Source organism: Accumulibacter sp. (genome assembly GCF_032229525.1).
In the GTDB taxonomy this organism is placed as follows: Bacteria; Pseudomonadota; Gammaproteobacteria; order Burkholderiales; family Rhodocyclaceae; genus Accumulibacter.
The window spans coordinates 1-13,762 of the sequence record NZ_JAVTWB010000253.1 but is presented as its reverse complement, the minus strand read 5'-3'; the positions used below and the strand labels follow the sequence as shown (position 1 = coordinate 13,762).

11 protein-coding genes and 1 pseudogene are annotated in these 13,762 nt (G+C 64.3%); 8 read left to right on the top strand and 4 right to left on the bottom strand.

What is annotated here, in order from left to right; all coding sequences use genetic code 11:
* The first annotated feature begins 58 nt into the window (after window positions 1-58).
* The 8 genes from RUW20_RS19765 (at window position 59) to rlmB (ending at window position 8,257) form a co-directional block, all read left to right on the top strand.
* Window positions 59-835: a sulfite exporter TauE/SafE family protein gene (locus RUW20_RS19765; protein WP_313954046.1), complete on the top strand. Its 777-nt coding sequence runs from the start codon at window positions 59-61 to the stop codon at window positions 833-835.
* Window positions 836-892: 57 nt separating this feature from the next.
* Window positions 893-2,602, top strand: coding sequence for a nitrite/sulfite reductase (locus RUW20_RS19760; RefSeq protein WP_313953933.1), 1,710 nt, complete (start codon window positions 893-895; stop codon window positions 2,600-2,602).
* Window positions 2,595-3,116, top strand: coding sequence for a DUF934 domain-containing protein (locus tag RUW20_RS19755; RefSeq protein WP_313953932.1), 522 nt, complete (start codon window positions 2,595-2,597; stop codon window positions 3,114-3,116). The genes RUW20_RS19760 and RUW20_RS19755 overlap by 8 nt, the downstream gene beginning before the upstream one ends.
* On the top strand, window positions 3,113-3,844 hold the full coding sequence (locus tag RUW20_RS19750) for a phosphoadenylyl-sulfate reductase (protein WP_313953931.1): 732 nt from the start codon (window positions 3,113-3,115) through the stop codon (window positions 3,842-3,844). Before RUW20_RS19755 ends, RUW20_RS19750 begins: the two co-directional genes overlap by 4 nt.
* A 46-nt stretch (window positions 3,845-3,890) precedes the next feature.
* Window positions 3,891-4,811 carry a sulfate adenylyltransferase subunit CysD gene (gene cysD, locus RUW20_RS19745; protein WP_313953930.1) on the top strand — a complete coding sequence of 307 codons (921 nt, stop codon included), beginning with the start codon at window positions 3,891-3,893 and terminating at the stop codon, window positions 4,809-4,811.
* A complete protein-coding gene (locus tag RUW20_RS19740; RefSeq protein WP_313953929.1) occupies window positions 4,811-6,109 on the top strand; it encodes a sulfate adenylyltransferase subunit 1 in 1,299 nt (432 codons plus the stop codon). The genes cysD and RUW20_RS19740 overlap by 1 nt, the downstream gene beginning before the upstream one ends.
* Window positions 6,110-6,282: 173 nt before the next feature.
* A complete protein-coding gene (locus tag RUW20_RS19735) occupies window positions 6,283-7,359 on the top strand; it encodes a carboxysome shell carbonic anhydrase domain-containg protein (RefSeq protein ID WP_313953928.1) in 1,077 nt (358 codons plus the stop codon).
* Window positions 7,360-7,477: 118 nt separating this feature from the next.
* Window positions 7,478-8,257 carry a 23S rRNA (guanosine(2251)-2'-O)-methyltransferase RlmB gene (rlmB, locus tag RUW20_RS19730; RefSeq protein ID WP_313953927.1) on the top strand — a complete coding sequence of 260 codons (780 nt, stop codon included), beginning with the start codon at window positions 7,478-7,480 and terminating at the stop codon, window positions 8,255-8,257.
* A gap of 118 nt (window positions 8,258-8,375) precedes the next feature.
* Here rlmB and RUW20_RS19725 read toward each other — a convergent pair whose 3' ends face one another.
* The 4 genes and pseudogenes from RUW20_RS19725 to RUW20_RS19710 all read right to left on the bottom strand — a co-directional run.
* The gene (locus RUW20_RS19725; RefSeq protein WP_313953926.1) at window positions 8,376-10,556 is read right to left on the bottom strand and encodes a polysaccharide biosynthesis tyrosine autokinase; all 2,181 of its coding nucleotides are present in this window, start codon (window positions 10,554-10,556) and stop codon (window positions 8,376-8,378) included.
* 221 nt (window positions 10,557-10,777) lie between these two features.
* Window positions 10,778-11,932, bottom strand: coding sequence for a polysaccharide biosynthesis/export family protein (locus RUW20_RS19720; RefSeq protein WP_313953925.1), 1,155 nt, complete (start codon window positions 11,930-11,932; stop codon window positions 10,778-10,780).
* Between the two features lie 678 nt (window positions 11,933-12,610).
* Complete coding sequence (locus RUW20_RS19715) at window positions 12,611-13,048, bottom strand: low molecular weight protein-tyrosine-phosphatase (protein ID WP_313953924.1); 438 nt, start codon at window positions 13,046-13,048, stop codon at window positions 12,611-12,613.
* A 6-nt stretch (window positions 13,049-13,054) separates the two neighbouring features.
* Window positions 13,055-13,762, bottom strand: a pseudogene (locus RUW20_RS19710) (hypothetical protein); the annotation flags it as partial.

The window sequence follows — 13,762 nt, the reverse complement described above, 5'->3', positions numbered from 1 at the left end:
TCGAGCAAACGGTGTGCTGGTAACATGCGCCCTCTTCAATTGCTATGGCAACTCCTTCATGGATTGGATGTTCACCCTGTCGGGTTTCGTCGTCGGCGCCATCGTCGGACTCACCGGCGTTGGCGGCGGCTCGCTGATGACGCCGCTGCTGGTGCTGGTTTTCGGCATCCACCCGGCGACGGCGGTCGGTACCGACCTGCTCTACGCGGCGATCACCAAGGCTGGCGGCACCGTCGTCCACGCCCAGAAAGGGCACGTCGACTGGCGCGTCAGCCGCCTGCTGGCAATCGGCAGCATTCCGGCAGCGCTGCTGACGATCTGGGCGCTGTCTTTCCTGCCGAAGCAGAGTGCCGAGGTATCGCACATCATTTCGGTCTCGCTGGGCATCGCCCTGCTGCTCACCGCCGGCTCCATCATCTTTCGCCACAAGCTGCAGAACCACGCCCTGGCGCACGCCAATGACAGTGCGCACACCGAGTTGCGGGCGCCGATCACGATCGCCGTTGGCGCCCTGCTCGGCGTGCTGGTGACCGTCTCCTCGGTCGGCGCCGGAGCCCTTGGCGTCGCCGTCCTGTTCTACCTCTACCCACGGCTGCCGACCATCCGCATCATCGGCAGCGATGTGGCGCACGCCGTGCCGCTGACCCTGGTTGCCGGGCTCGGCCACTGGATGCTCGGCAGCGTCGACTGGTCGCTGCTCGGCAGCCTGCTGCTCGGTTCGCTACCCGGGATCTGGCTCGGCAGCCACGCCTCGGCCAAGATCCCGGACCGGATTCTTCGCCCGATCCTGGCCTGCATGCTGCTGTTGATCGGCGGCAAGCTGATCGCCCAGTAGCTGCCTTTGCCCATTGCCCTACCCCAGCCAGAGCCCCATTCATAACAGGAGCGACCCATGTATCGCTACGACAGCACCGACCAGCAACTAATCGACGAACGCGTCAGCCAGTATCGCGGCCAGATGGAACGCCACCTGGCCGGCGAACTGTCGACCGACGAACTGCGCCCCCTGCGCCTGCAGAACGGCCTGTACATCCAGCGGCACGGGCCGATGCTGCGCATCGCCATTCCCTACGGCATGCTCTCTTCGGCGCAACTGCGCAAGCTGGCCGAGATCTCGCGCCGTTACGACCGCGCCGTCGGGCACTTCACGACGCGGCAGAACATGCAGCTCAACTGGCCGAAGTTCGAGGAAACGCCGGAGATCCTCGCCGAACTGGCGAGTGTCGAGATGCACGCCGTGCAGACCTCGGGCAACTGCGTGCGCAACATCACCACCGACCACTTCGCCGGCGTCGCGCCGGACGAACTGGTAGACCCGCGGCCGTACTGCGAACTGCTGCGCCAGTGGTCGACCTTCCATCCCGAATTCGCTTTCCTGCCGCGCAAGTTCAAGATCGCGGTCAATGCCGCGGCGCAGGATCGTGCGGTGATTCGCGCGCACGACATCGGTCTCGACCTGGTCAGTGACGAGCGCGGCGAAATCGGCTTCCGGGTATTCGTCGGGGGTGGCCTCGGCCGCACGCCGATCCTCGGCAAGCCGATCCGCGACTTCCTGCCGCGCCGGCATCTGCTGTCCTACCTCGACGCCATCCTGCGGCTCTACAACCGCTACGGTCGCCGCGACAACATGTACAAGGCACGCATCAAGATCCTCGTCCAGGCCCTCGGCGTCGAGGAGTTCACCCGCCAGGTCGAAGCCGAATGGGCGCACCTGCGCGACGGCGAAACGACCGTCACCGACGCCGAGTTCGAGCGCATCGCCGACCATTTCGCCCCACCCGACTGGGAGCACTTGCCCGTCGCAGACGCCGTGCACACGGCTCGACTGCACACCGACAAGGCTTTTGCCAACTGGGTCAAGCGTTGCGTGCACGCCCACAAGACGCCCGGCTACGCCGCCGTGACACTCTCGCTGAAAGCCCCGGGAGTCGCCCCCGGCGACATCACCGAAGAGCAGATGATCGCCGTCGCCGACCTCGCCGATCGTTTCAGTTTCGGCGAACTACGCGTCAGCCACGAGCAGAACGTCGTCCTCGCCGACGTCCGACAAAGCGATCTCCACGAAGTCTGGCAGATCGCCCGCCGCCACCGGCTGGCCACCGCCAACATCGGACTGCTCACCGACATGATCTGCTGCCCCGGCGGCGACCTCTGCGCACTGGCCAACGCGCGCTCGCTACCGATCGCCGAAGCGGTGAACCAGAGGTTCGACAACCTCGACTACCTCTACGACATCGGTGACATTTCGCTCAACATCTCCGGCTGCATGAACTCCTGCGGCCACCACCACGTCGCCAACATCGGCATTCTCGGCGTCGATAAGAACGACGAGGAGTGGTACCAGATCACCGTCGGCGGCCAGCAGGGCAACGGCGCGACCATCGGCAAGGTGATCGGCCCGTCGTTCTACGCCCAGGAAGTACCAGAGGTGATCGAGGCGCTGATCAGCGTCTATCTCGAACAGCGCACCGCCAGCGAGCGCTTCATCGACACCTGGCTGCGCGTCGGCGTCGAGCCGTTCAAGGCCCGCGCCTACGCCGGCCGCGACCGGCGCCGTACGGCCAAGGTCGCACCAAAGGAAAAGGAAGTCGTCAATGCCTAGAATCATCAACAACGAACAGATTGTCGAAGACCACTGGCAGCTGCTCACCCTGGCCGAAGGCGAGACGCCGGAATCGGTCGCCCTGCCGGCAGGACCGGTGCTGCTACCGCTAGCGGTGTGGCTGGCACGCAAGGACGAGATCGTCGCCGCCACCCAGCAACTCGGCGTCTGGCTGGACAGCGACGAAGGGCCGGAACAGCTTGCCGACGACGTCGACCGCTTCGCGGTGATCGGCGTCAATTTCCCGAAATTCACCGATGGTCGCAGCTACTCCAGCGCCCGCCTGCTGCGTGAGCGCCATGGCTACAGCGGAGAGATCCGGGCCCTCGGCGACGTACAGCAGGACCAGCTCTTTTTCATGCGCCGCTGCGGCATCAACGCCTACGCGGTACGGGCCGACAAGGATATCGACAAGGCGCTGGCCGGCTTGCGGGTCTTCAGCGAGACCTACCAGGCGGCGGTCGACCAGCCGCAACCGTTCTTCCGGCGGCGCAGCCCCAAGGAGGCGGCATGAGCATCCAGGCCAATCTTGACGACCCGGCGCTGCTCAACGCGCTGGCCACCCGGGTCGACGCCGCGCGCCGCCTGTTGCGCGAGATCGCCAACGATTTCTCGCCGGCGGCTTTCGCCAGCAGTCTCGGCGCCGAAGACATGGTGCTGACCCACCTGATCGTCCGCGACCAGCTGGACATCGAGATTTTCTCGCTCGACACCGGTCGCCTGCCGGCCGAAACCTACGACCTGATCGCCAAGGTGAAACGCCACTACGGGCTCAACCTGCGCCTCTACTATCCACGCCACGAGCTGATCGAAGCCTGGACCCGCGAGCACGGCATCAACGCCTTCTACGAGTCGGTGGAATTGCGCAAGGGCTGCTGTTTTGCGCGCAAGGTCGAGCCGCTGCAACGCGCGCTGAGCGGCCGCAAGGCCTGGATCACCGGCATGCGCGCGCAGCAGTCAGCCACCCGCGAACAGCTGCCGATGCGCAGCTTCGACGCCGGCAGTGGCGATGGCGGGCTGGAGAAATTCAACCCGCTCGCCGAGTGGAGCGAACGCGAAGTCTGGGCCTACCTCAAGCTCAACAAGGTGCCGTACAACGCCCTGCACGACAAATTCTATCCGAGCATCGGCTGCGCGCCGTGCACCCGGCCCGTGACACCGGGAGAAGATGTACGCGCCGGCCGCTGGTGGTGGGAAAATCCGGAATCGAAGGAATGCGGCTTGCACGTCAAGCGCGCCTGAATCCGCCAACGCAGCATCGATGAATCGTTTGAAGCACAGGTCAATCATGAGTACCGCAACACTTTCCAGCGTCACCCTTTCCCACCTCGACTGGCTCGAATCCGAGGCCATCCACATCATGCGCGAGGTGGCCGGCCAGTGCAGCAACCCGGTGCTGCTCTTCTCCGGCGGCAAGGACTCGATCTGCATGCTGCGCATCGCCGAGAAGGCCTTCCGCCCGGGGCGTTTTCCGTTCCCGCTGATGCACATCGACACCGGCCACAACTACCGCGAAGTCACCGACTTTCGCGACCGCCGGGCGGCCGAACTCGGCGAACGCCTGATCGTTCGTTCGCTGGAAGACTCGATGGCACGCGGCACGGTGGTACTCAAGTCGCCGGATGAACCGCGCAACAAGCACCAGTCGGTGACCCTGCTCGAAGCAATCGAGGAATTCGGCTTCGACGCCTGCATCGGCGGCGCCCGCCGCGACGAGGAGAAGGCGCGCGCCAAGGAACGCATCTTTTCCTTCCGCGACGAGTTCGGTCAGTGGGATCCGAAAAACCAGCGACCAGAACTGTGGGACCTCTACAACGCGCGCAGCTTCAAGGGTGAGAACATCCGCGTCTTCCCCATCTCGAACTGGACCGAGATCGACGTCTGGCAGTACATCGAGCGCGAAAAACTGCAATTGCCGTCGATCTACTTCGCGCACCGCCGCCCGATCGTGCGCCGCAGCGGCGGGCTGCTGCCGGTCACCGAGGTGACGCCGGTCAGACCCGGCGACGTGGTCGAGGAGATGATGGTCCGCTTTCGCACCGTCGGCGACATCACCTGCACCGCCCCGGTCGAATCGGACGCCGACAGCGTCGCCAGGATCATCGCCGAAACGGCCATCACGACGATTACCGAGCGCGGCGCCACGCGCCTCGACGACCAGACCTCGGACGCATCGATGGAACAACGCAAGAAGGAAGGCTATTTCTGATGTCCGCAATCGAACCCATTGAACAACTCCCGCTCGAGGCCATTCCCGACAACGGCCTGCTGCGCTTTCTCACCTGCGGCAGCGTCGATGACGGCAAGAGCACCCTGATCGGTCGCCTGCTGTTCGACAGCAAGACCATCCTCGCCGACACCCTGCACGCCATGCAGCGCACCTCGCAAAAACGCGGGCTCGACGTCGTCGACCTGTCGCTGCTCACCGACGGGCTGCAGGCCGAACGCGAACAGGGAATCACCATCGACGTCGCCTATCGCTACTTCACCACCGGCACGCGCAAGTACATCATCGCCGACGCACCGGGCCACGAGCAGTACACCCGCAACATGGTCACCGCCGCGTCGACGGCCGACCTGGCGATCATCCTGATCGACGCCCGCAAGGGCGTCCTGGCGCAGACCCGCCGCCACTCCTACCTGGCGCACCTGCTCGGCATCCCGCACGTCGTCGTCGCGGTGAACAAAATGGATCTGGTCGACTATTCACCGGAAGTCTTCGCCCGGATCAAGGCCGATTACCTGGCCTTTGCCGGCAAACTGGGCATCGAGAATGTGCGCTTCATCCCGATGTCGGCGCTGAACGGCGACATGATCGTCGGCCGCGGCGAGCGGCTGGACTGGTATGACGGGCCGAACCTCGTCGAGATCCTGGAAACCGTGCCGGCGATGCACAGCGCGCACGCCGAGAAATTCCGTTTTCCGGTGCAATACGTTTGCCGCCCGCAGGATTCCGGCAACCCGGAATTGCACGACTATCGCGGTTTCATGGGCCGCGTCGAGTCCGGCGAACTGGCGATCGGCGATGCCGTCACGGCGCTGCCTTCCGGACGCGAAACCCGGGTCAAGGACATCCAGGTCCTCGGCGAATCGCTGCCACGCGCGTTCTGCGAGCAGTCGGTGGCCCTCCTGCTCGAAGACGAGATCGACATCTCGCGCGGCGACATGATCGTCAAGACCGGCGAATTGCCGCAAGTCACCAAACAGATCGACGCCATGCTCTGCTGGCTGGCCGAGGCGCCACTCGATCCGCGCCGCAAATACCTCATTCGCCACACCACGCGCGACAGCAAGGCGATGCTCGCCGGCATCGCCTTCCGCGTCGACATCAACACCATGGAGCGTGAAGCAGCCGAGCGTTTGACGATGAACGACATCGCCCGGGTCAGCTTCAAACTGGCCCAGCCGATCTTCGCCGACCCCTATGCCGAAAGCCGTGGCACCGGCGCCTTCATCGTCATCGACGAGTCGTCGAACAACACCGTCGGCGCCGGCATGATCGTTTGAGCGGCGGCCGGCGCGATCGGGCATCCGCGTCGGCCAGCAGGCAAGTATGCCGTTTGACCTGAACAGCGACGGCGACGATACTGCTCTTCGTTCACCGGCATCCCCGCGTGGTGAAACGCTCGGCCGGCGTGCGGCCGCGTGTTCCGCAGGTTCAGTCCGGAGACCCGTCTGCCATGGACATCCACGCCAAGCCGATCAGCGAACGCATCGACTGGGTTTTCGGCCTCGCCGACCGACACGGGGCGATCTTCCGCAGCGCCGAAGCCTGGCTGGCGCGCGAGCGCTACATGGCCGAGCATCCGACGGCAATCGCCGTGCTCAAGTGCATGGATGGCCGGATCAACATTCCGGTGGCGACCAACACGCCGGTCGGCCTGCTGATGCCCTTTCGCAACCTCGGCGGCATCTTCGACCTCGGCTGGCCGCATCTCGGCGAGGTCCTCGCCCACCACGTGCAGCGCGTCGTCAGCAGCGGACACCATCTGGTCTTCCTGGTCACCTACCATTACTCGCAAGGCGACCCGCGTCGCGGTTGCGCCGGCTTCAACTACGACACCGCAGCGGCGATCGCCCATACCTACCAGATTCGCCGCCAGGTCGAGCACATCTTCGGCAGTGATCATGGCACGGTCTATCCTCTGGTCTGCGGCTTCGAAACCGACGAGGACGCCCTGGTCATCCACGGTACCGCCGGCGACAAGCTGAACCTGGCAACGCTCAGCGTCGCCGACCGGGAGACGCTCGAGCCACGCCTCGCCGCCCTCCTGCCGGACATGCCGGCGCGGATGCGCAACGATCTGCTGCCGCTGCTGCACGGCAATCTCGCCCATATCGAGACCGTGCGCTCCGAGATTCTCCGTCGTGAGCGCCTGCTGGACATCGAGCACCGCGAGTGGATGATCTGCCTGGGGCGTGGCTTCGACTTCCTGCACACGCCCAACATCGCGCTGATCATCGGCCCCTACAGTCCGAATCTGGACGGCCCGATCCGCACGGCCGCAGGCATCATCGAAGCCAACATGCAGGCCGGACGCATCCCGGACGACGGTTTCCTGCTCCTGGCCTCGGTGCCCTACGATGAAATTGGCGTCGACCGCGCCCGCGCCGAACTCAAGTCGCGCTTCCTGTCGAGCTTTGCCGCCGATGTCATTCGTGCCGAGTTCCCCCGCCTTGGCGAGCAAATGACCATGCGCACCGCCGTACTGGACTGGCGTTCGCGCACCCTGGAGAGCATCGACATCAGTCCGTAGCGGGCTTGTCCGAGCCGCCACAGCGACGCTCCGGACGCACCAGCGGCGCCGCGAGAACCGACAGGCCGGCTGCAAGCTGGTAGAATCGCGCCCTCTCCCTACCGGCGCGCCCCTCTCCATGTCCCAGAATTCACGCCTGATTTTCGGCTTTCATTCGACCCTCGCCAAACTGCGCCACGACCCCGGTGCCGTGCGCGAGATCTATGTCGATGCCGCTCGCCACGATGCCCGCCTGCGCGACCTCGTTCGTCACGCGGAGTTCGCCAAGGCCCGCGTGCTGCCGGTCGACAGCGCCCGCCTCGAAGCGATGGCTCCCGGCGCCAAGCACCAGGGAGTGATCGCCACCGTCGACGCGACGCAGCGCCACGTGACTCTCGACGACGTGCTCGACACGCTCGACGAACCGCCCTTCCTGCTGGTCCTCGACGGCATCCAGGATCCGCACAATCTCGGCGCCTGCCTGCGGGTCGCCGATGCGGTCGGCGCGCACGCCGTCATCGCCCCGAAGGACCGCGCGGTCGGCCTCAACCAGACGGCGGTGAAAGTCGCCAGCGGCGCCGCCGAGACGGTCCCCTACGTCACGGTGACCAATCTCGCCCGCACCCTGCGCGAACTGAAGGAACGTCAAATCTGGGTGGTCGGCACGGATTCCGAGGCGCCAGAAGACCTCTATGCTGCGCAGTGGCCGACCGCCTGTGCCTGGGTACTCGGCGCCGAAGGCGACGGCCTGCGCCGCCTGACCCGGGAAAGCTGCGATCAGCTGGTGAGCATTCCGATGCTCGGCTCGGTCGCCAGCCTGAACGTTTCGGTGGCCACCGGCGTCTGCCTTTACGAGGCGCGTCGGCGACGCGCCGCCCCTTCAAATGGCGACAGCCAGGGGGTCGTCAATAACCAGTAGTGGCCGGTAGTGGCCAAAATTGTGCAGTTGTTCCTGCCGCCGCCGTGCGCGGCGGCAGACCAACGCGTCAAAAGCATTTCAACCGCCACCCATCGCTGCCGATGCCAGCCAATGACGCCTACTTCGTGTACGCGTAGCGATAGACGTAGCCCTTGTAGCCGTAACGGTACCGCTGACGGTTGACGTTGAGATCATTGAAGACAAAACCCTTGACCTCGACGCCGGCCTGATTGAGGCGCTTGACCGCTTGTTCCAGCTCGCGGATGGGGTGCTTGCCTGCCCGGGCGACCATCAGCGTCGCGCCGACATGCCGGCCGATGATCGCCGCATCGGAAACGGCAAGCACCGGCGGCGCATCGACGATCAGCGTATCGAAGCGGGCCCCCAGTTCAGTCAGCAGCGTGACAAAACGCTCATGCATCAACAGTTCCGACGGATTGGGCGGAATCTGGCCGGTGCTGACCACCCACAGGTTGGGCACCGGCGTGGCCTTGACGATCTCCTCGAGCGAAACCTGCCCGGCAACGTACTCGGAAACCCCCACCGCACGCTCCAGACCGAAGCTCTTGTGGATGTAGCCCTTGCGCAAATCGGCATCGATGATCAGCACGCGCTTGCCGACCTGCGACAGGACCACACCGAGGTTCCTGGAGATGAAGCTCTTGCCGAGGGCCGGACTCGATCCGGTGATCATCAGCGAGTTCCTCTCGGCATCGAGGAGCGCAAAGTGCAGCGTCGTGCGCAGGCCGCGCAAGCTCTCGACCGCATCTTCCTCCGGAAAGTCCACCGCCAGGATTCCGCCGACGCCGGACGCTGCCTTGCGGTTCAGCTCATCCTCGGTCTTGCTGTGTGGCACCGTGGCATAGACCGGCAGGCCGAGTTTCGCCTCGAGGATCTCCGGGTCTTCGATGGCCACACGCAAGGAGCGCAGGACCCAGACCACGACCATGCTGAGCAGCAGACCCAGCAGCAGCGCCACAGCCAGGATGGCCAGCGGTTTGGTGCCAACGGGTTCCTTGCCGACCGCTGCGGAGTCGATGATGCGAACGTCGCCAACCGTACCCGCCTTGGAGACCCGCAGCTGTTGCGCGGTATTCAACAACTCGGTGTACAGCGTGGTCGACACCTGCACGTCACGAGCAAGGCGCAGCACCGTCTGCTGGGTATCCGGCAGACGCGCGACGTCTACGTCAAAGGCCTTGCGGCGCTCAGTGAGACGCTGCAGCTTGTTGTCCACCGCCTGGATGGTCGGGTGCTCGGGCGTGAAGCGCTGGCGTAGCTCGTCCCGCTCCTGCTTGAGCAGCACCACAGCGTTTTCGACCTCGACCAGTGACTTGAGGACGCCCTGCGTTTCCAGGCTGAGATCGAGCGAGCCGCGGCTCTGCCGATAGCTGTTGTAGGCCGCTTCGGCGCTATCCAGCTCCTTCTTCAGGATCGGCAACTGCTTTTCGAGGAAGGACAGTGTCTTCTCGGCCTCGGCCGAACGTCGCTCGACGTTCTGGCGAACATAGGTATTCATGATGTCGTCGAGAACGACGCCGATCTGTCCGGGATCCTTGCCGAGCAGGCTCAGCTCCAGGATGCTCGATTTCTTGCCACGTTCCTTGACCGCGTAGTTTTTGCGCAGGTCATCGATGGCCGCTTCGGCAGAAAGCTTCATCAGCCGAAACTCCGTCTGCGGCCGCGCCTTGAGTTCGGCGACGAAAATCGAGTAGCCGTTGGCACTGGCCCGCGTACCCACCGTGCCCTGCAGGATCGGCTGACCGTCATCGTCGAAAACTTCGAACGCCCCGCCCGCGCCGGCGACCAGGGAAAGCCTTTCATCGAGCGCGGACACGGGAACCTCCAGCGCATCGACCTGAATCCGTTCCCCACCCCAGGCGAAGCTCGAAAGACCCAGCCACGGCGAGCTCGGCTCGTCGCCCTCGTAGCGTCGTGCCACGGCGCTGCCAAACACCGGGAACTGCCGGGGAACGGCGACAAGATCCAGTTTGAGCTTGCTGACCACCCGCCCGAGGACCATCCGCGAACCGAGGATTTCGAGTTCGGCCGAGACGGTGGTATCGTCGCCCAGCAAGGGCTCCAGGGCCTTCAAGGAACCCACGCCGGACTTCTTTTCTTCAACCTGCAAGAGGCCGTCGGCACGGTAGACCGGTTTGGCGATGACCACCCAGGCCAAACCCAGGACCAGTGCAAAAAGGCTGATGGCCGCAATCAGCCAGCGGTAGTCCATCAGCACGGCAATGATTTCACCCAGCGCCAGGCCTTCATCTTCATCGTCCGGGGAAAGTTGCTGCATCGACTGCGCCTGTATCGGCGCCCCCCCCCTGGCAGCAAGGCCGACGGCGTTTAAGGGGCGTTGCGGCTGGTCGTTATCCATTGATCGTCCGTGGTTACGGTCGCCTGTTGTTCGGTGAGGCGAGCAGGTGTGTTTAGCAGGGTGCGGGGCCGTCAGCAGTCAAGTGCGATGGCTATATACTGGCCACCGCCCCTGGCCCGGGAGTAGGAATCTCGGAAAGCTCAAAAAGGTGGTTGCCGGGCGCCGAACAGCGGGTACTGCGTCTGGCTGGTCAAATTGAGCATCGTCGCCGTCGGCAAGATGTTGGCAATCACCCGCTGCCAGCGAACGACCGCCGCTGCGTCGACGTAGACCACATCACGCGGATGCAGGGGAAAGCGATCGGCGAGCAACATGGCGTCAGGCAGGCGAGCGTCAAGATGGAACAGCTCGGGCGTCTCGGTGTCGCCGCGCATGACGTAGATCCAGCGCGGGTCGGAGGTCGCCTGGTTGAGATAGCCGGCGTCGCCGAGAGCCTCGGCGAGCGTCGAGCGCTTCTTGTTCATCAGCTGTGAGCCAGGCCGGACGACTTCGCCAAGAACGAAGATCTTGTTGAAGCTGCGATCGGCGACGTTGATGATGTCGCCGTGCTGGAGCAAAGCGTTCTGTGCGGTCGCGCCATAGTCATACATCGCCTGGACGTCGACCAGATAGGTCTCGCCGCGCCGCGTCAGCAGAACGCGACTGAAATCCGCTTCCGTCGTGAAGCCGCCAGCGCGATTGACCGCCTCGAGGACGGTCATCGGAATGTCGGTCACCTGCTGGATTCCCGGCTTCGCGACCTCGCCAACGACATACACCTGCTGGCTGCGAAAGGCCACCATGCGCACGTCGAGTTGCACCTGCTCGATGTACTTGGCGAGCTTGGCGGACAACAGCTTGCGTACCTCGCTGGTCGTCATTCCCTGCACCTTGAGCACGCCGGCGTAGGGAAAGTAGATCGTCCCGTCGTCGTTCACCACGGTGCCCGCCTGCTCGGCAGTACGGAAGCTGCCCGCCGGAATGGTCAGCTCGGGGTGATCCCAGACGATGACCGAAATGATGTCGCCGGGACCGAGCCGGTATTCGGGCGTCGGCCTGGAACCTTGGCTGCCCGGACCTGGCGCCTTGCTGCTCGCCACGCTGGCGGTGCTGGTGCCATCGCCGCGCGGCGGCCGCGCCGCCTTGAACATGTCGACGATCAGCTCGGCGGTAATCGGCTTGATCTTGATATTGGACGGCACCAGAGCATCGCCCTGCTGCACCGGCAGCATCACCGCGGATTCCTCGCGGCTACTGTAGCTCTGGTTACCCGGGATAAGGCTGCAGCCAGCCAGGGCAAGCGCAGCCATAGCCATCAGGAGGAGCCGGACTCGGCCAGGCAGTGCAGACGACACATTCATGCTGAACCCTCATTTGTATCCATTGTTGCGGTCACCGACGCCCACTGAACAACGGGCGCTGCGTAGTTTACACCGGGCGCCGAGACGCCGCACAACTCCTGCACACTGATCGTGGCCCGCGGAGAACTCGACCGGATCGGCATGGCAGCAGGGCAACGCGCCCCTCCGTCGCGAGCACGCAAGCCACGGCGCGGCAAAGCGGCAGCGGCCAAGCGCTCGTGTTTCGGACCGATCTCTTGAAGCACGCCCGCAGCATAGCGCCCGCCGACACCATTTCAAGTGCGCTATTTCACGCCCGCACACACAATTGGCGGTGGTAGTGAATTTGCGAGGAAGCTTGGTGGCCTCATTTTTTCGCGCACGCGCTTGGCGTTCGAGGCAGCGAGAGATCGAGGCAATAAGCCCGGCAGCCGGGTCAACGGCAGGCGGCGGCCTTGTGCCGCGAGGCGAAGCGAAGCATGAACGCGGTGAAGGGGCCGATAGGCTCGCGCCTGGCGGCAAGCACCGACGGTGTTGCCGCCGGGTGCCCGCAGACCGGTATTTTCGCCGCCACATTCCTACCGACTCAAGGGAGTTACTGCATCGCCAACCACAACGACAGGACAATGACCGTGATGCGCTGCTCGGGCGCTCTCAAGCAAGTTTTTCGAGCCAGGGCTCAACGGCCTCTTCGATCAGCCGAAGCGCTTCTGCATGCGCTTTGTCGCCGCGCCGAAAGGGGTCAGGAATCTCGGTTTTCGTCCAGTGTCCGAGCAGGAAGGTCTTGCCACGGGCGGTATGATCCATCGCCAGCACCGCATCCCGATGATGCGGCTCCATGACCAGAACCAGTTCCGCCCAGCGCAAGAGCTCCGGCGTCAACTGGCTGGCCCGGTGCTCAGCGAGGTCAAGGCCACGCGCCTGCATCATTGCGCAGGTGGTCTCGTCGGCCGGAAAATTGACCAGCGCGCCAATGCCCGCCGAGCGCGCCTCCACACCTCGCCGGGCGTCAATGCCCTGACGCAGGAGGAACTCGGCCGCCGGACTACGACAGATGTTGCCGGTACAGACCGTCAGGATCCGCTTGAACACCCCGGTTCACTTTCCAGCCAGGGAATGGGCTTCAAAATCCAGCGCCTCCCCCACCGGCAAGGGACGGTCACCCTGTACTGCCGAGTAGATCAAGGTACTACGGCATCCACCACGGCGATCTTGCTCGCGCTTGCAAGCACTGATACCGGCAACACTGGAACGGTTGCGCGCCTCGTTGGCATCGTCGCGACTGACAAAGAGACGCACTTCCACACCCTTCCGGCAGTCCAGATGCTTCATGATCGACACTGCGTCGCGATTGATCCTGCCAACCAGGGCCTCATCACCATCGGAACTAAGCTGCAGGACGCAGTACATATCATGTCCATCCCTGGTGGGAACATCTCGCCGGTATACGCTGAGATCGTAATCGTAGCCGCGACCCAGTCGACTGGCTATCGAGTCGAGCAACTCGGGAGATTTTTCCCTGGAAGAGTAGCCGACGAAGATGCCGCGCACCTGGCTGGACGGCAGGCCGAGCACGTGGCTGATGCGGCGCAAGCCGGGCACCACCCGCCAGGGCCGCAGGATCAGCAGCGAATACACCGCAAAAACACCGAGAAACAGGCCAAACATCAGAACCTCGGGAACCCTCAGCACGAGGCCAGCGATACCGACCAGGCCAAGGCCGATCTGCACCACCACGGCCAGGGCGACAGTATCGCAAACCCGGTAGCCAGCACGAACGAAAAGGTGATGCAGATGATGGCGGTC

What these genes read in the sequence shown, in the direction of transcription:
- RUW20_RS19735 (WP_313953928.1), top strand. Translation starts at nt 6,283, where the DNA reads ATGGACATCCACGCCAAGCCGATCAGCGAACGCATCGACTGGGTTTTC.
- RUW20_RS19720 (WP_313953925.1), bottom strand. Translation starts at nt 11,932, where the DNA reads ATGGCTATGGCTGCGCTTGCCCTGGCTGGCTGCAGCCTTATCCCGGGT.
- RUW20_RS19750 (WP_313953931.1), top strand. Translation starts at nt 3,113, where the DNA reads ATGAGCATCCAGGCCAATCTTGACGACCCGGCGCTGCTCAACGCGCTG.
- RUW20_RS19760 (WP_313953933.1), top strand. Translation starts at nt 893, where the DNA reads ATGTATCGCTACGACAGCACCGACCAGCAACTAATCGACGAACGCGTC.
- cysD (WP_313953930.1), top strand. Translation starts at nt 3,891, where the DNA reads ATGAGTACCGCAACACTTTCCAGCGTCACCCTTTCCCACCTCGACTGG.
- RUW20_RS19755 (WP_313953932.1), top strand. Translation starts at nt 2,595, where the DNA reads ATGCCTAGAATCATCAACAACGAACAGATTGTCGAAGACCACTGGCAG.
- RUW20_RS19740 (WP_313953929.1), top strand. Translation starts at nt 4,811, where the DNA reads ATGTCCGCAATCGAACCCATTGAACAACTCCCGCTCGAGGCCATTCCC.
- RUW20_RS19725 (WP_313953926.1), bottom strand. Translation starts at nt 10,556, where the DNA reads ATGCAGCAACTTTCCCCGGACGATGAAGATGAAGGCCTGGCGCTGGGT.
- rlmB (WP_313953927.1), top strand. Translation starts at nt 7,478, where the DNA reads ATGTCCCAGAATTCACGCCTGATTTTCGGCTTTCATTCGACCCTCGCC.
- RUW20_RS19765 (WP_313954046.1), top strand. Translation starts at nt 59, where the DNA reads ATGGATTGGATGTTCACCCTGTCGGGTTTCGTCGTCGGCGCCATCGTC.